This window comes from Rahnella aceris (assembly GCF_011684115.1).
Lineage (GTDB): Bacteria > Pseudomonadota > Gammaproteobacteria > Enterobacterales > Enterobacteriaceae > Rahnella > Rahnella aceris.
The window spans coordinates 252414-273864 of the sequence record NZ_JAADJV010000004.1 but is presented as its reverse complement, the minus strand read 5'-3'; the positions used below and the strand labels follow the sequence as shown (position 1 = coordinate 273864).

The 21451-nt window shown below is 53.7% G+C and carries 16 protein-coding genes and 1 pseudogene; 8 read left to right on the top strand and 9 right to left on the bottom strand.

What is annotated here, in order from left to right; genetic code table 11:
• The first annotated feature begins 5 nt into the window (after positions 1–5).
• Positions 6–2060, top strand: a complete 2055-nt coding sequence (locus GW591_RS19445) for an AsmA family protein (RefSeq protein ID WP_166861264.1) — start codon at positions 6–8, stop codon at positions 2058–2060.
• A gap of 51 nt (positions 2061–2111) precedes the next feature.
• On the opposite strand, the gene GW591_RS19440 is transcribed toward GW591_RS19445, so the two are convergent.
• The 4 genes and pseudogenes from GW591_RS19440 to GW591_RS19425 all read right to left on the bottom strand — a co-directional run bounded on the left by GW591_RS19440 (position 2112) and on the right by GW591_RS19425 (position 6659).
• On the bottom strand, positions 2112–2882 hold the full coding sequence (locus GW591_RS19440; protein WP_013573466.1) for a CDP-diacylglycerol diphosphatase: 771 nt from the start codon (positions 2880–2882) through the stop codon (positions 2112–2114).
• A gap of 59 nt (positions 2883–2941) precedes the next feature.
• Positions 2942–4263 (bottom strand): annotated as a pseudogene (locus GW591_RS19435) (MFS transporter).
• A gap of 287 nt (positions 4264–4550) precedes the next feature.
• Entirely contained in the window at positions 4551–5675 is a 1125-nt protein-coding gene (gene yhjD, locus GW591_RS19430) for an inner membrane protein YhjD (RefSeq protein WP_013573468.1), read from the bottom strand.
• An 84-nt stretch (positions 5676–5759) separates the two neighbouring features.
• Positions 5760–6659, bottom strand: a complete 900-nt coding sequence (locus tag GW591_RS19425) for a LysR family transcriptional regulator (RefSeq protein WP_014411462.1) — start codon at positions 6657–6659, stop codon at positions 5760–5762.
• Between the two features lie 126 nt (positions 6660–6785).
• Here GW591_RS19425 and GW591_RS19420 point away from each other — a divergent pair, with 126 nt between their 5' ends.
• Entirely contained in the window at positions 6786–7544 is a 759-nt protein-coding gene (locus GW591_RS19420) for an SDR family NAD(P)-dependent oxidoreductase (RefSeq protein WP_013573470.1), read from the top strand.
• 3 nt (positions 7545–7547) lie between these two features.
• Here GW591_RS19420 and GW591_RS19415 read toward each other — a convergent pair whose 3' ends face one another.
• A complete protein-coding gene (locus GW591_RS19415) occupies positions 7548–8294 on the bottom strand; it encodes a flagellar brake protein (RefSeq protein WP_013573471.1) in 747 nt (248 codons plus the stop codon).
• A 331-nt stretch (positions 8295–8625) separates the two neighbouring features.
• Between GW591_RS19415 and GW591_RS19410 the strand changes: the two genes are divergently transcribed.
• The 6 genes from GW591_RS19410 to mqo all read left to right on the top strand — a co-directional run bounded on the left by GW591_RS19410 (position 8626) and on the right by mqo (position 15072).
• Entirely contained in the window at positions 8626–9204 is a 579-nt protein-coding gene (locus GW591_RS19410; protein WP_013573472.1) for a cytochrome b, read from the top strand.
• 31 nt (positions 9205–9235) lie between these two features.
• Positions 9236–9778: a tetratricopeptide repeat protein gene (locus GW591_RS19405; protein WP_013573473.1), complete on the top strand. Its 543-nt coding sequence runs from the start codon at positions 9236–9238 to the stop codon at positions 9776–9778.
• A gap of 80 nt (positions 9779–9858) precedes the next feature.
• Positions 9859–10314 carry a sigma-70 family RNA polymerase sigma factor gene (locus GW591_RS19400; RefSeq protein WP_013573474.1) on the top strand — a complete coding sequence of 152 codons (456 nt, stop codon included), beginning with the start codon at positions 9859–9861 and terminating at the stop codon, positions 10312–10314.
• Positions 10311–11087, top strand: coding sequence for an anti-sigma factor family protein (locus tag GW591_RS19395; RefSeq protein WP_166861261.1), 777 nt, complete (start codon positions 10311–10313; stop codon positions 11085–11087). Before GW591_RS19400 ends, GW591_RS19395 begins: the two co-directional genes overlap by 4 nt.
• A gap of 306 nt (positions 11088–11393) precedes the next feature.
• The gene (locus GW591_RS19390; RefSeq protein WP_013573476.1) at positions 11394–13043 is read left to right on the top strand and encodes a malate:quinone oxidoreductase; all 1650 of its coding nucleotides are present in this window, start codon (positions 11394–11396) and stop codon (positions 13041–13043) included.
• A 376-nt stretch (positions 13044–13419) separates the two neighbouring features.
• Entirely contained in the window at positions 13420–15072 is a 1653-nt protein-coding gene (gene mqo / locus GW591_RS19385) for a malate dehydrogenase (quinone) (protein WP_013573481.1), read from the top strand.
• 92 nt (positions 15073–15164) lie between these two features.
• Here mqo and GW591_RS19380 read toward each other — a convergent pair whose 3' ends face one another.
• The 4 genes from GW591_RS19380 to ebgR form a co-directional block, all read right to left on the bottom strand.
• Positions 15165–16664, bottom strand: a complete 1500-nt coding sequence (locus GW591_RS19380; protein ID WP_013573482.1) for an amino acid permease — start codon at positions 16662–16664, stop codon at positions 15165–15167.
• Between the two features lie 51 nt (positions 16665–16715).
• Positions 16716–17168, bottom strand: a complete 453-nt coding sequence (locus GW591_RS19375) for a beta-galactosidase subunit beta (RefSeq protein ID WP_112197942.1) — start codon at positions 17166–17168, stop codon at positions 16716–16718.
• Positions 17168–20224 carry a beta-galactosidase subunit alpha gene (gene ebgA, locus GW591_RS19370; protein WP_166861259.1) on the bottom strand — a complete coding sequence of 1019 codons (3057 nt, stop codon included), beginning with the start codon at positions 20222–20224 and terminating at the stop codon, positions 17168–17170. The genes GW591_RS19375 and ebgA overlap by 1 nt, the downstream gene beginning before the upstream one ends.
• 134 nt (positions 20225–20358) lie before the next feature.
• Complete coding sequence (gene ebgR / locus GW591_RS19365) at positions 20359–21339, bottom strand: transcriptional regulator EbgR (RefSeq protein WP_037033902.1); 981 nt, start codon at positions 21337–21339, stop codon at positions 20359–20361.
• Between the last annotated feature and the right edge of the window lie 112 nt (positions 21340–21451).

The window sequence follows — 21451 nt, the reverse complement described above, 5'->3', positions numbered from 1 at the left end:
GATTTATGACACGCACAGGTAAAGTGATTTCCTGGGTTGTGGGTGTGATTATCATTGTGTTGATTGCTGTCGTGATTTTCATTGCGACATTCGACTGGAACCGCCTCAAACCGACCATCAATCAAAAAGTCAGCACCGAACTGAACCGCGCATTCGCGATCCGCGGTGATTTAGGCGTGGACTGGTCGCGTCAGAAAGACGAAGCGGGGTGGCGCGCGTGGGTGCCGTGGCCGCACATTCATGCTGAAGATATCGTGCTCGGTAACCCTTCCGATGTGCAAACCGGCGAAAAAGACGCGCAGATGGTGAAACTCGCCCGCGTTGACGCCAGCATTGCGCCACTCGCCTTACTGCATAAAGAAGTGCTGATCCCGCGCATCTGGCTGAAACAGCCTGATGCTTCATTGCTGCGTCTGGATAATGGCAAAAATAACTGGACGTTCAATCTCGCCAACAGCGATACGCAGGATCCGGCGCAGCCGCCGTCTGCCTGGTCATTCACGCTCAATGATATCGTGTTTGATCGCGGGCAAATTGACTATAAAGACGCGAAACTGAAAGCTGATTTCCGCGCCGTGATTGATCCGCTGGGCAAACCGCTGCCGTTCACGGAAGTGGTCGGTGATAAGAAAGATGCACCGAAAACCAAAACCCCGCCTTATGTGTTTGGCTGGAAAGTTGACGGCAAATACAACGGTGAATCGCTTTCCGGCAGCGGCAAAATCGGTGGCATGCTGGCGCTGAAAGACCCGGATGTGCTGTTCCCGTTACAGGCAGATGTCCGTTCCGGGAATACGCGGGTGGCCGTCGCGGGGACATTGCAGGATCCGATGAATCTCGGGGGGCTGGATTTACGTCTGAAATTCTCCGGCCAGACGCTGTCTGACTTGTATGGCCTGACCGGCGTGCTGCTGCCGCAAACGCCACCGTATTCCACCGACGGGCATTTATCGGCGACGTTGCATGATAAAGACGGCGCAATTTACCGTTATCAGAACTTTAACGGTGAAATCGGCGACAGCGATATTCACGGCTCACTGACTTATCAGGCCGTTAAACCGCGACCTAAACTGACCGGTGAGGTAGTTTCAAAACAGCTGCGCTTTGCTGATCTGGCTCCGCTGATTGGTGCCGATTCTAACCAGGACAAAGCCAAACGTGGTGAAACTACCCGGCAGCCTGCCGACAAAGTATTGCCGGTGGAGAAATTCGATACCAAAAGCTGGCGGGTAATGGACGCTGATGTGAAATTCAGCGCCAAACGTATCGAGCATGGTAAATCCCTGCCGCTGAGCGATTTGAGTACTCACCTGAAACTGACCGACGGCGAGATCCTGCTCGACCCGCTGCGTTTCGGTCTGGCTGGCGGTAATCTGAATTCCACCATCCGCCTCGAAGGTGACAAATCGCCGATGCAGGCGCGCGCCGATATCCATGCCCGCAAACTGAAGCTCAAGCAATTGCTGCCAAACGTACAGTCAATGGAGCGCAGTCTGGGCGACCTGAACGGTGACGCCACGCTGACCGGCACCGGGAATTCGGTCGCAGCGCTGCTCGGTACCAGCAACGGTGATATGAAAATCCTTATTAACGATGGCGTGATCAGCCGTGGCCTGATGGAACTGGCAGGGCTGAATGTCGGTAATTACGTGGTGAGTAAACTGTTCGGCGATGATGAAGTGGCGATCAACTGCGCGGCCGCCAACGTCAATGTGAAGAACGGACTGGTCACGCCACGGCTGTTTGTGTTCGATACTGAGAATGCGGTGATTAACATTACCGGCAACACCAATATGGCAACCGAACGGCTGGATCTGTCGATCAACCCTGAAAGCAAGGGCGTGCGTATCCTGACCTTACGTTCACCGCTGTATGTTCGCGGCACCTATAAAAATCCGGATGCCGGCGTGAAACCAGGGCCGCTGATTGCCCGCGGTGCCGCAGCCGTCGCGCTTGGCGCTGTCGTTGCCCCGGCTGCCGCGCTGCTGGCGTTGATCTCTCCAAGTGATAATGAAGAAAACCAGTGCGGCCCGATCTTGCAGCAGATGAAACAGAAGTAATCGTGTTGGATTAACGCCTCCCCCTGCGAAGGGGAAGGCCGGAAGGGGGCTTTAAGGCTGAGGCACCGGATCCAGTACCGCACATTTGTGGTCCTGGATTTCTTCGGTGGAGGCGTTATTGAGTTTGAGTAGGTCACGCTCGCTGGCGAGCAGCAGGAAATCGCCGCCCGGCAGGCTGACCATCGCCATGCCGAAATGTCCCATCTTTTTATCGGCTTCAGGCACACCTTCGGCCAGAAGCCGGAAAGCGCCTTTCTCATTCAGCTCAGCCTGCGTCACTTTACGCGCCAGATAGGTGTGTCCGAGCAGCTTATCCGGCAGTTCCTGCCAGTTATATCCCATCTGCCCGCCATCTTTGCTCAACGTGGTTTTTACCTGTGGCAAAAGACAGGAGATGTGGATGTGCAGCTGATTCTGCGACCGTCCGTATTGCGAGTTAATCGCCAGCGAGACATTGCTGTCATCAATCGGTTTACCGTATTTATCCGCCATAAAATGCCGCGCATTCCATGCCTGGCTGAAAAAGTTTGGCGTTGACGGTTCCAGCAACGCAGGGCTTTCCATACCGGTGATCCGCGCGGTCGGCATCAGCAAATATTGCAGCGGGCCGTTCAGATCTTTCAGCACCACAAAACCCTGTTGTTCATCGACCTGCGCGCAGGGCTCAGGTTTGCCCGTGCTTTGCTGATTCGGCACGCATTTCTTGCTGATGATGTTCCACAGAGCGTTGGGATTGGAGGTGTGTGGCCAGAAATACCAAAAGGCCGCAGTAATAAGGATAAGCAGGATCAGAACAGGCAGGATAAATCGACGCAAGCGCATAAGAGACCTTCGCAGAAGGCACCGTGCCGGGCGCAAACCGGGCACGGTATCCGGGTCAGTTACAATGACTGATGGGCGGTTTCTTTGGACAGCAGCAGCGCGATCAGCGTCAGCGTTGCCATTGAGGCCAGATAAACGCCCACATAGAACAACCCGTAATGGGTTGCCAGCCAGGTGGCGATGTACGGCGCGACAGATGCGCCCAGTATCGAAGACACATTATAGGAGAAGGACGCGCCGGTATAGCGAACTTCTGTCGGGAACAGCTCCGGCAGCAGCGCACCCATCGGACCGAAAGTCAGCCCCATCACCATGAAACCACACAGCAGGAATACCATCACCAGCGCCTGTGAACCGGCACCCAGAATGGTCGGGAAACACAGGGCGAAGACGATCATCAGCAGCGTAATACAAATCATGGTTTGCGACGGCCAAACTTATCCGCCAGCTGACCGGCAACCGGCACCATCACGCCGAAACCGACCACGCCGATCATCAGCATCAACAGGAATTCATTGCGCGGAATGCCCAGCCCGACCGGCTTTGCGGCAGTGCCGTAACCCAGTGAATACACGGTCATGATGTAGAACAGCGTGTAAGTCGCAACCATGATAAAGGTGCCGAGAATCGTCGCCTTTTTATATTTAGTGAACAGCGTGCCGATTGGCACTTTCACCTGTTTACCGGCTTTGGCAATTTTGGCAAATACCGGTGTTTCGTGCAGGGAAACGCGCACATACAGACCGACGATCACCAGTACCGCAGAAAGCAGGAACGGCACACGCCAGCCCCAGGAAATAAACTGTTCGTCGGTCAGCAGCCACGACAGCAGCAGGAACATGCCGTTCGCGAAGAAGAAGCCAATCGGTGCGCCAAGCTGCGGGAAAGAACCGTACAGGGCGCGTTTCTTCGCCGGTGCGTTCTCGGTGGCGAGCAGCGCCGCGCCGCCCCATTCACCGCCAAGGCCCAGACCCTGACCAAAACGCGCCAGCGCCAGCAGCATCGGTGCGAAAACGCCAATGGTTGCGTAGGTCGGCAGCAGGCCGATCACCACGGTAGACACGCCCATCGTCAGCAAAGAGGCCACCAGCGTGACTTTACGTCCGACGCGGTCGCCGAAGTGGCCGAACAGCGCGGAACCGATCGGCCTGGCGACAAAGGCGATGGCAAAGGTCGCGAGAGACTGTAGCGTGGCCGCCGTCGGGTCACCCTGCGGGAAGAAAATGTGCGGGAAAACAATCACCGCAGCAGTGGCATAGATATAAAAGTCGAAGAATTCAATGGCCGTACCGATAAGCGATGCCACGATGACTTTGCTGCGGGAGTTCTGACTCACCAATTGCGCGTCAGCTTCTAATTCTGGAGTGATAGTGGCTTGCATAAGTGTTTCTTATTTGTAATGAGTGGGAGGGATCTAATGTAAATAAATGTATATCGAAAAGGCATCTTATGCAGAGCGCGGCGGTATTTCAACGCAGCGGAAGCCGCGAAAAAAGGCGTTTAAAGCCGGATCGGGGGATTATTTTATCAGGGCAGGATTTCGCCAGTCATAAGTTTGGCGAATGGGTAAAAGGCAGAGCAACTGACTGCAAAACCGCAAAATAAAAGTACGGCTCTCAGTCAGTTATTCTGGTTTTCACGGCGGCGCCATGCCTGACTTAGCATTATTCACTGCTTTTTAACTTCATCTTCAGCATTAACTGTGGATATATGCATTTCGTCTGGCACGATGAGGTTGTCCGGCGTGTATTCACTGTCGTTTTCCGTGGCATTTTTCGCGTGTTTGGCGGCTTTTTGCTTCGGATCCGGCATCGGCGGGTCATCTTTGTATTTCGCCGTCGCTATCCACGCGGCGACAAACAACGTCAGGCGGGCGAAGAAATAGAAGAAAGCCATCAGGCCGATCACTGAACCAAAGGCTGCGCCGGAAGGTGAGGTCGCCAGCTTCGGCAGTGTCATGGTCATCACGAATTTAATCACCTCAAAACCCATCGCCGCCAGCAACGTCCCGCGCAGCAGCGCTTTTTTGCGTGGTTTGTGGCGCGGCAACATCCAGAAAATCCACAGGAACAGCAAATAGTTAGCGGCAATGGAAATCACCAGCGTGATACTGGTCATCACCGGGCGGAGCCAGTCAATGCCACCCAGACCCAGCGCATCGACAATGGTTTTTTGCGCGGCACCGGCAATCGACGTCAGCGACAGCGTGATAATCAGCGCCAGCACCAGCCCGGTCAGGGAAATAAAATCGCGAATATAGCGGCGGTAAATTTTCTCCTGATCCTGCGGATTACGCTCCCAGACATCGCGCGACTGGGCACGGATCGCCTCGCGCAAATTCCCCATCCAGCTCACGCCGGAGTAAAGCGCAATCAGCAAACCGGATAACCCCACGGCAGTACGCTGCTGGATGGCAGTATTTACCGTGCTTTTCAGCGTATTCGCCAGATTCGGGTCGCTGATGCTGTTGACGATTCGGTTGATCAGTTCTGCCAGCAAATCAGGATTTGAGGCCAGCACAAAACCGACCGCAGCGAAGGACACCATCAGAATCGGGATCAGCGACAGAAAGGAGAAATAGGTGATGGCCGCGCCAAACTGGCTGCCAAGGCGATCGTTAAAGCGTTCCGTGGCACGCAGCAAATGTGCCACCCAGCCCCAGGACTGCACGTATTCCACGAGTCGTGAAAATCTGCCGATGTTTTTATCCACCGTCTGATTGCCGGTTTTGATGTTGATCAGCGGGGTCGGTTTTTCCTGTGTGGCCGGTTCTTGTTTTGAAATGATGGGCATTGATCCATGTTGTCCTTAAAAATTCATCCGGCCTTAAGTATAGACGCCTGAGCGGTGAGGGCTAAGCCAGAGGCGTCTGAAAGCTCAGGCAATGAACGTTTGGGTGATATCGGTCAGCCAGTCCATAAACACTTTAACGCGGCGTGACAGATTCAGACGATGGGGATAAACCAGCGTCACCGGCATTGGCGGTGCACGGAACTGCGGCAAAATACTGACCAGCTGACCACCCGCCAGCGCGTCGCGTACACCAATCAGCGGAACCTGAATGATGCCCAGGCCGTTGATACAGGCGCTGACGTAGGTTTCGGTGCTGTTAACCGTCACCGCGCCGCCGCTTTTGACCGTTTTCACCTGTTTGCCGTCGAGATATTCAAAGGCCGACGTATGGCTGCCGAGGATTTGTTCATAATGCACCATGGCGTGTTGTGCCAGCTGGTCAGGGTGATCCGGCGTGCCGTAGCGGCGCAGATAACCGGGGCTGGCGCAGTTAACCATGCTGAGATGCCCCAGCGGACGCGCAATCAGCCCGGAATCTTTAAGGGTGCCGGAGCGGATCACACAGTCAAACCCTTCCCGCACCACATCCACGCGGTGATCAGTGCAGCTCAGTTCAATTTCCAGCGCCGGATAACGGTTAAGAAACTCCGCCAGACGCGGTAACACCAGATGCGTCGCCATACCGGTGGTCATATCAACCCGCAAACGTCCGCTGACACTGGCCGGATTCGACTGAAACATCGATTCCAGTTCATCCATGCTGGCCAGCAACTCTTTGCAGCGCTGATAAAACACCTGTCCGTCCTGTGTCAGTTGTACGCGGCGCGTTGAACGGTGCAGCAAACGTGCCGACATCCGCGTTTCCAGTTGCTGCACCAGCCGCGACACACTGCCTTTGGGCAATCCCAGGCTTTCAGCCGCGCGGGTAAAATTACTCAGTTCAGCGACGCGCACAAACACCTGCATTGATTGAATTTTATCCACAATTTGCCTGATTGTTGTTGAGAATGAGACAGTGAAAATCATTATGGCTCATTTATCACTCTGCGGTAATCCAATAGGCTGTGTTTCATCCGATGCAGAAGGTACAAAAAGCCAATGAGGTCAGATATGAACCGTAAAATCGCAATAGTGACCGGCGGAAGCCGTGGTTTAGGTAAGAATGCCATTGAAAAGCTGGCAAAAAAGGGCGTTGACGTGATTCTGACTTACCACAATCAGGCCGCTGCGGCACAGGAAGTGGTGATTTCTGTCGAAGCACAGGGTGGAAAGGCCGTTGCGTTGCAGCTCAATACCGGTGAGTCCGGCAGTTTTGATGGCTTTGTTGTGCAGGTAAAAGCGCAACTGCAACAGGTCTGGCAGCGCGATACTTTTGATTTTCTGATCAACAATGCCGGGGTAGGTTTACATCAGTCTTTTGCCGATACTACCGAAGAACAGTTTGATCTGATGATGAATGTCCATCTGAAAGGGCCGTTCTTCCTGACGCAAAAACTGTTGCCGCTGATGGCCGACGGTGGCCGCATCCTGAATATCTCCAGCGGGCTGGCGCGTTTTGCTCTGCCGGGCTCATCGGCTTACGCCATGATGAAAGGGGGCATCGAAGTGCTGACCCGCTATCAGGCGAAAGAACTCGGCGCACGCGGGATTACCGCCAATGTGCTGGCTCCTGGCGCAATTGAAACGGATTTCAGTGGGGGTATGGTGCGCGATAATCCGGATGTGAACAGACTGGTTGCCAGCAATACTGCGCTGGGCCGCGCCGGTTTGCCGGATGATATCGGTGATATGGTGGCGCTGATGCTCAGTGATGAAGCGGGCTGGATGACCGCCCAGCGCGTTGAGGCCTCAGGCGGTATGTTTATCTAAACGTTAATCGTGCTGGAAACGCTTCGCTTTCATATGCTGCTGTTTTTCCAGCTCAAAAATCGCCCGTTGCAGGTCGCGTTCCTGCGCGGGTGATAAATTCGGAAACTTAAAACTCAGCCGCTGCGACGTCACGGTTTCGCCTTTATTGCTCACCGATTTACGCACCATCGCGCCGAGATACTGCAGATCTAATGTAAAGGTTCCCAGCTCCGCTAGCTGAATCAGCGAATCTTTCAGCATTGACCCGCTGGTGATTTCCGGCGGTGTAGCCCCTTCAATCTCCAGCCCCAGCCCGCCAAGTGAGATATCACGCACGCGATAAGCAAACTCAGAGGAATCAGGCAATATTCCGCTGCAACGGAAATCCGACATCCGCGGTACACTCACGCGGAAATACTCACGGCGCTGAATGAAATACAACACGGGCGGAAGATCGCAGGTAAATGTCGGCAAACCTTCATAGCTGACCTGGCGGACTCTGCTGCAGGAAAACTCAACCTTGGCACCGGCCGGTTCCGCAACAAACGTCAGTGTGCCGGCTTCAGCGGCCAGAGTGTTCTCGTAATCTGAACTGCCCAGATCGAACAGGAACTGATGGTTGTCAGCATCAACGTCCAGAATTTTACTGATAAATTGTCCGCGGGAATGGCTGACCATGACCAGGGTCTGGTTCTTCTTTAAGTCTCGCAGAACGGACAAAATTGCCAGCGTGTTCCGCTTCGCAAACGACTCTTTCGATACTTCGCTCACCTGCCACACCTCATAAGAAATAAATGCAAAATTATGGCGCAGCCGTTGACGTATAAGGCGCCCAATACGGATTATCGGCCACTCAGAGCAAAACTTTATCGCGCAATAACGTCTATTTTGACCCGCAAAAAGGGACATTCCGGGCGCGCAGGGCGCTGTTTGCGCGTCTCTGATTTATATATAGGCTATCTTTTCGCGTTCTGATGCCTATTTTCTCCTCAATTTTTTTCATTTAAAACCTCACCGGAGAAAATTATTTCCCTTCACGGCGAATAAAAATCGCTGCTCAGGTGTTTACCTTTATATCGAACACTGACGGGCACGGTTTTATATGCAAACTTCATCTTCTGTTCTTCGCAGCCGTTACGACGGCCTGACTATTTTGCTGCACTGGCTGACGGCCCTGGCCGTCATCTTCCTGTTTGCCAGCGCGCATATCTGGGAAGTGCTGGAGCGCGGCACGCCGCTGCGCAAAGGGCTGCAATCGGTGCATATCTCAGTGGGGATACTGCTGGCGGCGATTATTATCGGGCGTCTTTTATGGCGTTTGTTTACCGTCAGCACCGGTCGCAGTAAACAGCAACCGGTCGCCATGCCGACGCTGATGAAAGCCGCCGCGCACCTGACCCATCTGGCGCTCTATCTATTGCTGGTCGCGCAAATCATTCTGGGCTTTTTATTCCGCTGGTCGCAGGCCGAACCGTTCTACTTCTTCGGTTTATTCCCCATTCCTGACGTGTTCAATTTCGACAGTGTGATGACCAGAACTTTCGGTTCGTTGCACAACAACGTTGCCTGGGCGCTGATCATTATTGCGGGTATACATGCGCTGGCGGCACTGTTCCACCATTACGTTCTCCGCGACGGCATTTTGCGCCGCATGTTACCGGGCAGCACAAGCCGCCCGTAAGTCATCAGTTAATTCCCTACAGGACATCATTATGAAGACAAAAACGGTAATACAGGCGCTGTCGGTTGTGTGTCTGGCGGGCAATCTGCTGTTTTTCAGCGCCGCCGCTAACGCGATGGGTGATGATTCCGACGCTAAAAAAACGCCGGACTGCCCGAAGGGGCAAATCTACGACAGCAAAACTAAGAGCTGCATGGTGGATAAAGGCAGCATGATTTCCGATCAGGATAAAACGCAGTACGCTTATCATCTGGCGAAAACCGGTCGTTATCAGGAAGCGCTGACGGTGCTGGATACGCTGAAAGATCAGAACACCAAAGAAGCCTGGAACTATCGCGGCTATGCCACCCGTAAACTCGGGCGCACCGACGAAGGTATCAGCTATTATCAGAAGTCGATTGCGATTGACGCGAAGTATGCCAAAGTCCGGGAATATCTCGGCGAGGCTTATATGATTAAAGGGCGTCCTGATCTCGCCAAAGCCCAGTTAGCGACCATCAAAGGCTTGTGCGGCACCGGCTGCGAAGAATACCGCGACCTGAGCGCCGCCATCGACGGTCATCCGGAATCCTGATCACGGAGAATCGATAAATCTCACCGGCAGACTTACGTTCTGAACTGAGCCAGTGCCTGTCACGTCTGTGGCGCTACGCGATGGTACTGTCGCGCAAGCATGATGTGGCGGACGATCTGGTGCAATCCACCTGCGTGCGGGCGCTGGAACGCTGCGCGCAGATTAAGGACAGCACCGGTGTGGACCGCTGGCTCTTTTCTATCCTGCACTCCATATGGGTTAACGAACTCAGGGCGCAGTACGTCCGTCAGGGGCAGGGTTTTGCTGATGTTGATGAAACGCAGGCGCCCGCCGATACGCTGTCTTTCGAGGAACGTCACTGGCATACGCAGGTTATGCAGCGGGTGAACCGGCTGCCGGAAGCCCAGCGCAACGCAGTGTTTCTGGTGTATGTCGAAGGTTTCACCTATCAGGAGGCGGCGAAGACGCTTTCCGTCCCCATCGGTACCATCATGAGCCGTCTGGCGACCGCCCGGCTGACGCTGGCAAAAGACGCCGGTACCGCCACCCAACCGCAGCAGGGAGAGAAAAAATGACCCGTGAAATCCCGGCTGCGCCTTACGCCGATGAAGTTCTGGTGGCATACCTCGATAACCAGCTAAGCGAATCTCAGCGTGCAAAATTTGATGCACAACTGGCGCAGGACGACGTGCTGGCGCAGCGGCTGGCGCAGATGTCACGCAGCAATTTACCGTTCCACGACGCCTTTGGCGCGCTGTTGCAGAAAGCGCCGGTCGGGAAATTACAGGCTGCGCTCGACGCTATCCCTGATGCACGGATTGCCGGTTCGTCCGGATTCAGCCGTCGCGCACTGCTCGCCGCGTCGTTAAGTTTTCTGGCCGTCGGGCTGCTGGGTGGACGTTATTCCACGCTTTTTGCTTCTGACGATAACTGGCGTGCGCGCGTGGCGGATTACATGTCGCTGTATACCGCGCAGACGCTGGCGGATGTGGATGATTCTGCCGGACAACAAAAAATCCAGCTCGCGCGGGTGCAAAACACCTTAGGCATTGCACTGAGCCCGGCGGCGCTGGCGGTGCAGGGCGCGGATCTGAAAGATGCCCGTATGTTGCATTATGACGAATATGACATCGCGCAAATTACCTATCTTGACGCGCGCTACGGCCCGATGGCGCTGTGTATTACGCGCAGCGAGCACCGCGACAATACGGCATTGCAGCGAGAAATCCGCCGGGGAATGAACGTGGTTTACTGGCGCAATGCCGGTTACAACTTCATGCTGATCGGCCACAGTCCGGCACCGGCTCTGGCCGCGCATGCTGCGGCTTTACAGGCGAATCTGGCCTGAATGATTTCGTCACGTCACTAACTTATGTAATTATTTAAAGTATTAAACTATTTTTAATGCACGTAACGATAATGTTAAATTGTTTACGAAATCTCGATAATATGAGTATTCGGTAACATTTGTGTGGTTGATTTGTCGTTCTTCGCCGCGGTTTTCGTTGCTCCCCATTATTGTCCTTTCATACTCTGTGGAAATAATCGCTTATTTCCCACCGCACCGCCGGGTTGTTGATTTCGTTTATCCAGAGGAAATCTGGATAGCTTTCACCTGCAAAACTAAAACTAAACATTCAGAGAAACAGACGTCATGAGAAAGATACTCGCCATGATCCTCTGCCTTAACGTGGTTGCTTTCAGCCAGTCAGCGTTGGCAGAAGATGAAAAGCCCGTTGATGTGTTACTGATCGGCGGCGGCATTATGAGCGCGACGCTGGGGACATACCTTCAGGAATTAGAGCCAGACTGGTCAATCGACATGGTTGAGCGTCTGGACGGCGTAGCGCTGGAAAGCTCCAACGGCTGGAACAACGCCGGTACCGGCCACTCTGCGCTGGCAGAAATGAACTACACACCGGAAAAAGCCGACGGCAGTATCGATATCTCCAAAGCGGTTGAAATCAACGAATCCTTCCAGATTTCCCGTCAGTTCTGGACCTATCAGGTTGAGAACGGCGTGCTGCACAACCCGCGTTCCTTCATCAACAGCACGCCGCACATGAGTTTTGTGTGGGGTGATGACAACATCAATTTCCTGCGTAAACGTTTTGCGGCATTGCAGCAAAGCACGCTGTTCCGTGGCATGGAATATTCAGAAGACCCGGCGCAAATCAAACAGTGGATCCCGCTGGTGATGGAAGGGCGTGATCCGGCGCAGAAAATCGCCGCGACCCGCATTCCGATTGGTACCGACGTAAACTTCGGCGAAATCACCCGTCAGCTGGTGGCCTCGTTGCAGAAGAAGCCTAACTTCTCCCTGAGCCTCGGTCATGAAGTGCGCGACATTAAACGTAACCCGGATAACACCTGGGACGTGACCGTTGCCGACCTGAAAAACGACGGCAAAGAAAGCGTTATCAAAGCGAAATTCGTGTTTATCGGTGCGGGCGGCGCGTCCCTGACGCTGCTGCAAAAATCCGGCATTCCGGAAGCGGACAACTACGGTGGCTTCCCGGTGGGTGGCGAGTTCCTGGTGACTGAGAACCCGGACGTGGTGAAACGTCATCTGGCGAAAGTGTACGGGAAAGCGTCTGTCGGCTCACCGCCGATGTCCGTTCCGCACCTCGATACCCGTATTCTGGATGGCAAACAGGTTCTGCTGTTCGGGCCGTTCGCCACCTTCTCCAGCAAGTTCCTGAAAAACGGTTCCCTGTGGGATCTGTTCGGCAGCGTGAATTTCTCCAACATCATGCCGATGACCCACGTGGGTATCGACAACTTTGATCTGGTGAAATATCTGGTCAGCCAGGTGATGCTCTCCGATGACGACCGTTTCGATGCATTACGTGAATACTTCCCGGATGCGAAGAAAGAAGACTGGCGTCTGTGGGAAGCCGGTCAGCGCGTGCAGATCATCAAAAAAGATGAGAAAGAAGGCGGCGTTCTGCGTCTCGGCACCGAAGTGGTCAGCTCGAAAGACGGCAGCATTACCGCGCTGCTGGGCGCTTCTCCGGGCGCATCCACTGCGGCTCCGATCATGCTGCACCTGATGGAAAAAGTGTTTAAAGACAAGGTCGCCACACCGGAGTGGCAGGCCAAACTGAAGGAAATCATCCCTTCTTACGGTACAGAACTGAACGGCAACGTGGCGGCAACCGAGAAAGAACTGGGCGACACCAGCCGCGTTCTGATGCTCGACAACCCGCAACCGAAAGCGGCGGAACCGGCTCCGGCGGCGGACAATTCTTCAGCTCCTAAAAAGGGCGAAGAGCAGAAACAAGTGGCAGACGTCGCGTTGTAATCTGATTCCGTAAAAAGTGATCGTAAAGGCGCGGGCAACTGCGCCTTTTTAACATCTCGCTTTCACCACAAAACCCGATTTAGCACGAATAGCTCGTTCTTTGACCGCCCCCAGGCCCTCTAAAACGCCTTTGCAAAACCCTTCAAATCCAGCGGTGACGCGGCCTGAAGCGCTGTCCGGTATCCCGTTTGCCTGTTTTTTTGAAACGTTAAATCCTTTTTTAATTTTTGTAGTGATAATGTTATATTCGTAGCCATCATTTGAAAAAATGAAGTTTCAGTAACGATCCCGCGTGTTTTTTTGCTAATTTCTTGTTCGATAGTCACAACAACGATTCATAACAGAACAGAACTGAACATTTAGAGAAACAGACGTCATGAGAAAGATACTTGGTATGCTTCTCAACCGTGACTCACTGGGTGCCAGCGAGCCTGCGGCCGCAGAAGACGAAAAATCCGTTGATGTATTGCTGGTCGGCGGCGGAATTATGAGTGCTACCCTGGGGACCTATTTCCAGGAACTCGAGCCGGACTGGTCAGTCCATATGATTGAACGCATGGACGGCGTGGCGCAGGAAAGTTCCAACGGCTGGAATAACGCCGGTACCGGCCATTCCGCGCTGGCAGAAATGAACTATACCCCGCTGATGCCCGACGGTTCTGTCGATATCACCAAGGCCGTGGCGATCAACGAAGCCTTCCAGGTTTCCCGTCAGTTTATGGCGTATCAGGTGCAGAAAGGCGTGCTGAATAACCCGCGCTCGTTCATCAACAGCGTGCCGCACATGAGCTTTGTCTGGGGCGATGAGAATATCGATTTCCTGCGCAAACGTTTTGCTGCGTTGCAGGAAAGCACGTTGTTCCGCGGGATGGAATATTCGGAAGACCCGGAACAAATCAGACAATGGATCCCGGCAGTCATGGATGGCCGTGATCCGAAGCAAAAAGTTGCCGCGACCCGCACCACCGCAGGTACGGACGTGAACTTCGGCGAAGTGACCCGACAGCTTGTCGAGGCGTTGCAGAAAAAATCCAATTTCACGCTGGCAAACGGTCAGGAAGTGCGCGATATCCAGCGCAATCCGGATAAAAGCTGGCGCGTGACGATTACCGATCTCAAACACAGCCACAAACATCGCGTGGTGAATGCGAAATTCGTGTTCATCGGTGCGGGCGGTGCGTCCCTGACGCTGCTGCAAAAATCCGGCATTCCTGAAGCGCGTGAATACGGCGGTTTCCCGGTCGGCGGTGAATTCCTGGTGACAGAAAATCAGGATGTGGTGAAACGCCATCTGGCGAAGGTTTACGGCAAAGCGGCCGTGGGCGCGCCACCGATGTCCGTTCCGCATCTCGACACCCGCATTATTGATGGCAAACAGGTTCTGCTGTTCGGGCCGTTCGCCACTTTCTCCAGTAAGTTCCTGAAAAACGGTTCCCTGTGGGATTTGTTTGGCAGTGTGAACAGTTCCAACCTGTTGCCGATGACACATGTCGGCATGGGTAACTTCGATCTGGTGAAATATCTGGTCGGGCAGGTGATGCTCAGCGATGAAGACCGTCACGCCGCGCTGAAGGAATTTTTCCCCGAAGCCGAGCAAAAAGACTGGAAACGCTGGGTGGCCGGACAACGTGTGCAGGTCATCAAAAAAGATGGCAAACACGGCGGCGTATTGCGTCTGGGCACTGAAGTGGTGAGCGCAAAAGATGGCAGTATTGCGGCGTTGCTTGGTGCATCACCGGGTGCGTCAACCGCAGCGCCGATCATGATGAAACTGCTGGAAACGGTCTTCAAAGAGAAAGCCGCGAGCCCGGAATGGCAGGCCAAATTCCGTGAAATCATCCCGTCTTACGGCACCAAACTGAATGGCAATATCGAAGCGACCGAGAAAGAGCTGCTGGAAACCAGCCGTATTCTGCAACTGGAAACGCCGTCGATGATCACCACGCCGGTCGCCGACGTGGTTCAGCTACGACCGCTGGATGTTCAGGCCAAACAAGAGCCAAAACAGCCTGCGGATATCGCTTTGTAAGTTCTGCGCTGTAAGTTCTGGTGCAGAAAAATAAAAACCGCCTCTTCAGGCGGTTTTTTTATGTCCTTATTTTCGCTTTGCAGGGCGCAGTCTTACGCCCCGGAAAGTGACTTTGCCATATTCTCTTTCTTCACCCGCGCTGTTTCATTCTGCGATTCCAGCACAATTCTCGCCAGCGGCGTGTCTTCGTGATAACGGGTTTTATCGTCCAGTCCTTTGGAATATTTATTGTATTTCCACCAGGCATAGCCGAGGAACAACACCAGTCCGCCGACGTTATAGAACACAATCGTGATAATACTGGCACCGGTCGGGAAGGTTGAGGCGATGAACCCGACGGTGAAAATCACAATCAGTGTACCGACGATAGTGATCCCCTGCATTCTGGAGCCCATCTTAAAATCGCGCTCGACGCTGTCGTATTTCAGACGCAGATTCAGGTACGCCAGCATAATAAACAGCGGCGGCAGCATCGACGCGGCAGCGGTCATGTTAATCAGCGTATTCATTAAATCTTGCACGCTGTCTGAGCCTAATGTCGGAATTAACATCAGCGGGATAACGATAAGGAACTGGATCCACGCCGCGCGGGTCGGAACACCGTGTTTATTCAGACGAATAGTTTTCTCGCCAAAAATCCCCTTAGGAATCTCAGTAAAGAAGATTTTTACCGGCGCTGCCGTCCACATCAGTAATGAGCCAAACATGGCGGTGAAGGAAACCACGCCGACAAAGCGGTTCATCAGCACCGCCGGTAATCCAAAGTGTGCGGATAACCCTTCAAATACCTGCACCGTGCCGCCGGTAAAATGCAGCGCGGATTTGGCCACAAACACGTTAATCAGCAGCGAGGCGATGGAATACAGCACGCCGATCACCAGCCCGGAAATAATGATGACTTTCACGAACGCGCGGCTGCCGCCTTTGACGTCATTCACGTATACCGCGACCGATTCTGCGCCGCCTGCTGCCTGGAATATCCACGCAATAATGCCTAAGAATGCCCAGTTAAAATGCGGCGTCATCGCCTGAACATTAATCGGATCCGCCGGTTCTGCGCCGCCCATCAGCGCAGCGCCCGCCAGCACGATATAAGAGAACGTCAGCAGCAGCATTAATGTCGAGGTGACGGAGGTCATCGGCCCGAGTAGTTTCGCACCGCTGTTGGAAATCATCGTGGAAAAGGCAAACAGACAGATGCTGATAATCGCAGTCGTGAAGGGCGTGAAAATATAATCGTGCCCTAAAAAGGCGTAAGACGCATAAGCGATAACGCGGGGAAGCAGCGCCGTGAAGAAAAACAAATTCACGAACCAGTAAGTATAGGCGGTCATAAACGCCCAGCGGCCGCCGAGGGCACTTTTCACCCAGGCATACACACCGGCTTCCGAACTCTTATTCAATGAGACAAATTCGGCGATGATCAGACAAAACGGAATAAAGTAGATGATGGTCGCCACCAGAAATACCGGTGCCGAGGCGATGCCTAACTGGATGTTATTGTTGATGACGTTATTGAAGCTAAAAACGGCGGCAAATGTCATGGATAACAATCCAAATTTGCCTATGGTATTTCGACTGGACCCGGCCATAAATACTCTCCAACTGCGATGTTTATAGGGTAAGTGGTTCTTGTTTTTTTATTATTTATTAACGAAATAACTCTCTTCGACGGTCACTTTTAAAATGACTTTTCTGACGTCTTTTTCCGGTCTGAACCGGTACGCTTCGTGGTTTTCAAAAATGATCACGCGGCCTTTAGGTACCTTTATCGTTTCACCCTGACCGGTAAAAAATTCGCGATCCGTTTCATCGTCATAAGGCGACACGCGGTGCAGGGCAGATTTCGCAGAAAACTCGATTTCCTCCGTGCCTTCAAGGTAGTAATGCACATCGAAATAACGGCGGTGACCCTCGAATTCCGCCCGCTGTTTTTCGCTGCCGCTGGCGAGCCGGTAAACCAGCGAATCGCCGACGGAATGGAAAACGCCGGGACGAATATTGTCCAGGTTATTAATGGCTTCCATGCAGCGCTGCCATTTTTTTCCGCTACGGTAGAGCCGCTGAAATTCGGTTAAACAGTCGAGAATAATCATCAGTTTTCCTCCGCGGGATGAAAGGTGAATTCCGCAAGCTGCTGGCTGTTGGTGTCATGCTGGCTGAACGGCACCATCGTGAAGCCGTAGCGGAATGCCGAGAAATAGACGCGATAAGAATCGAGCACTTCGGAACCCCAGGAATTGGAGCCCAGACCGGAAATTTTGTGATCGAGATTGAGGGTCAGGCAGCCGTCCGGCGTCAGTTCATCAATATGCTGCGCCTGTTGCAGCATCTGCGCACTGTATGGCCACAGGCTGAAATTGAGCGGCTGGCGCGGCTGAATGAAAATCCCTTTTCCAGCGTCATCGCACAGACTCAGCCAGCGCATATCCTGCCGGTTACCGTTGTCCTGCGGCATCGGGTAATTTTCAAATAAACGGCTCACCGGCTGCTGATAATGGCCGATGAGATTGGCCTGACAGCTGTCCTGATAGTTTTCATCCGGCCCGCGCCCGTAATATTCCACCTGCGTGAAACGACGGCTGACGCCAAAATCGAGGCCGATCTTCGGGATAATTGAATCGAAATTACCGTAAGGCGAGCCGGATAAATCGAGGGTGACGACGCCCTGAGGCGATATCTGCCAGCGATAAGTGCAGCGCATACCGAAATCGAAAACAGGCGGCGCAATGATGCTTTGCACTTCAATGACGACGTCGTCCTGCTGGCGCGCCCAGTGTATCTGCCGGAAATGCTGTTGCATGATATGCAGATGATGGGGCTGCCAGAGGCCTTCGAACTTCTGTTTATGGTTGTCGATGACCGGCTTAAAGAAATTGAGTTTCGGCGCACGGCCTGTGATCTCTTCGTCATCCACTTGCCAGCTTTTCAGTTCGCCGTCCAGACGGGAAAATGCCAGCCGGAAGCCCTCGCCGCTGACGATAAGCTGATGTTTTTGCTCATCACATAACAGCGTTGCGGCCTTTTGCGGCGCAGGTTTCATGGCTGACGGGCGGGCTGCCTGCAACAGCATCTGATACTGTCCGAGCGGATGTTGCGCTTCGCTGTACACCGTCGGGCTGTTTTTGCGAATGCCAACATTCAGGAAAACTTCCTGACCGCTGGCGGAAAATTCTGGCAGCGCCAGCGTTTCGCCTTCGCCGGGTTGCAGGTGCGGCAGGGAAATTTCGCGGGTTTCGAGGCCGCGTCCGGCGACCTGAACGGTCAGCGACAGCGTGATGTCTTCCAGTGAGCTGAACCAGTAACGATTTTTGATGTGCAGCGCGCCGCCGCGGAGACTGACGCCGACCGGGCACAGCACCTGTTTATATTCGCGCAGGCCGGGGCCGGGCGTCTGGTCGGGGTAAATCAGCCCGTCCATGCAGAAGTTGTAATTGTTTGGATAATCGCCGTAATCGCCGCCGTAGGTATAACGCATCTGGCCGTTTTCACCGGTTTCCAGCAATCCGTGATCGCACCATTCCCAGATGTAATGCCCCTGGAGGCTGTCATGGCGATTCAGAACGGCCTGATATTCGGCTAATCCGCCGGGACCGTTGCCCATTGCATGCGCGTATTCGCAGATGATGCGCGGTTTGGCGTGCGGGTATTCGCCGAACGCATTCATCATCTGTACGCGGGAATACATGGTGCTGATGACGTCGGTCACTTCGGCGTCGCGATCTTCTTCGTAGTGAACAAGACGCGTCGGATCGAGGGCTTTACAGTGTTTCGCCATGGCGCGGATATTGCAGCCATAACCGGATTCGTTGCCAAGCGACCACATAATGATCGACGGGTGGTTTTTTTGCGCCATGACGTGACGCCCGATACGCTCCACATAGGCGTGTTCCCAGTGCGGATCGTCGGAGATGCGGCTCAGATCGCCGACGTTCGCGAAACCGTGACTTTCCAGATCCGTTTCGGCCATCACGAATAATCCGTAGATATCGCACAACTCGTAAAAGCGAGGATCATTCGGGTAATGCGCGGTGCGCACCGAGTTAATATTGTGCTGTTTCATCAGGATGATATCGCGTTCCACCCGCGCCATATCGACCGCGCGCCCTTTGCGGTGATCGTGATCGTGACGGTTTACGCCGTGCAGCTTGAGATAACGTCCGTTGACGTAAAACAGCCCGTCACGCACGCCGATATCACGAAAGCCAACGCGCTGAGGTACCACCGAAATCATCTGTCCCGTGTCGTCATACAGCGTCAGCAACAGCTGATATAACTCAGGATGTTCCGCGTTCCACTGGCGCGGATGACTGACCGGAATGTCCAGGCGACAGCGCGTTTCATCGCCGATATTCAGGTTATCTGCTGATAACTGTGCCACGCAGACGCCATCGTCGAATAACTGCGCGTGCAGACGATAACCGCTGACGGGTTGGAGTAAATTACGCAGCACGGCATCAATGTTGAGCACGGCGTCGCAGTAGTTTTCATCGAATGTGGTGACTACGGTGAAATCGTTAAGATGAACCGGATCCTGACCGATGAGATACACATCGCGGAAAATTCCCGCCATCCACCACATATCCTGATCTTCGATATATGTTGAATCCGCCCACTGTAAAACACGCACCGACAGCAGGTTTTCACCCGGTTTCACGCTGGCGCTGATATCGAACTCTGCGCACAGGCGGCTGCCTTTGCTGAATCCGACGTAGTGCCCGTTCACATACACCTCGAAATAGGTTTCCACGCCGTCAAATTTGATCAGCGTTTGTTTGCCTGTCCAGGCTGCATCGAGGGTAAAACGCTGCTGATACGCGCCGGTCGGGCTATTAGTGGGAACGTAAGGAACGTCGATCGGGAAGGGGAAACCTTCATCGGTATATTGCAGCTGGCCGTGGCCTTCCATCTGCCACATGCCAGGGACGGTGATGTGACCCCATGCAGTCATCGGCTGATTGTAGAATTCATCCGGGACTAACGCCGGGTGCTCGAAAAAGCGGAACTGCCAGCGGCCGCTGAGCAACTGAAAGCAGTGACTGGCTGCGCGATCGAAACGCAGCGCCGCCTGTGGATTTTCATAGCTGAAAAAGGAGGCGCGTGGCGGTAAACGGTTCTCCGACTGCTTCTCGATATTTTCCCAATTATTCACGTGATCTCTCCTGAGACGTGTTTCTATGGGAGAGAAGATAGTAAATATTTAGTAAAAATAACTAAAAAGTTTTACTGGTTGTCAGGGCGATCACAAAAAATAAAAAATCGGTTTGAGGATCATGCAGTTAAATTTTACCGGCGGGTAGTGTCCCGGAGTTGCAGCGATCCTGGCACAAATACCGACAGCGGCACGGTGCGTTCATCGCGCAGACGCTCGGTCAGCAGGTTGACCGCCTGTGCGCCCATGGTTTCGGAATGGATGCGAACGGTCGATAAAGAAGGGAACACAAAGCGGGCTGTCGGAATGTCATTAACGCTGATCAGCGCGATTTGCTCGGGGATTTTAACGCCGTGTTCCAGTAGCGCACGGGTCACGCCCAGCGCAATGGTATCGGTGGCAATCAGCAACGCCGGGGGATAAGGCGCATTTTGCTGCAACATTTTCCTGGCGCACTGATAGCCGGACTGGCTGGTGAAATTGCCGTACCAGATATCGTCCGGCTGGACGACGTTTTTCAGACGGCCATATTCCACAAAGGCCTGCTCGCGCTGATCCGGGAATTCAGGGTGATCGCGGCCGCCGATAAAGCCGATGCGCGAATAGCCCTGACCGATAAAGAAGTCGATGACCTTCTGGCTGATCTTAAATAAATCCACATTAACGCAGTCAGATTGCGGGTCTTCCATTACGCCATCAATGAAAACGACCGGCGTGGATTGTTGCGCGAGCTGCGTATGCAGTGCGGCCTGAGGTTGTCCGATAACCAGAAAACCGTCCGCCGGAGGCAGCGCTTTTTCGCCGGTAAAGTCATAGCCGGAAATCAGGGTGATACCCAGTTTTTCGCATTGTGTTTCAATGCCATAGCGCATGGAAAGATAATAAGGATCGTCTATTTCCAGCCCCTGCCGGTAAGTAAACAATGCGGCAAACGTCATGCGTTGCGTGGCATTGCGGCGGGAAGGCGAGACTTTGTATTCCAGGCGTTCCGCCGTTTCTAAAATCTTCTGGCGGGTCTGCGCTTTTACGCTCAGGCTCGGATCGTCATTGAGCACACGTGAAACCGTCGCAACGGATACGTTCGCGGCCTCAGCGATTTCCTTCAAAGTAGCCATCAGCGTCTCATCATCAGGTAAACCAAAGCCGTAGCTTAATGTGATCAGTGCCTTATGTACACCGCTCACCGGCCTTCCGGCCCGCAAAATCTCACTGTGACAGAGTTAACGC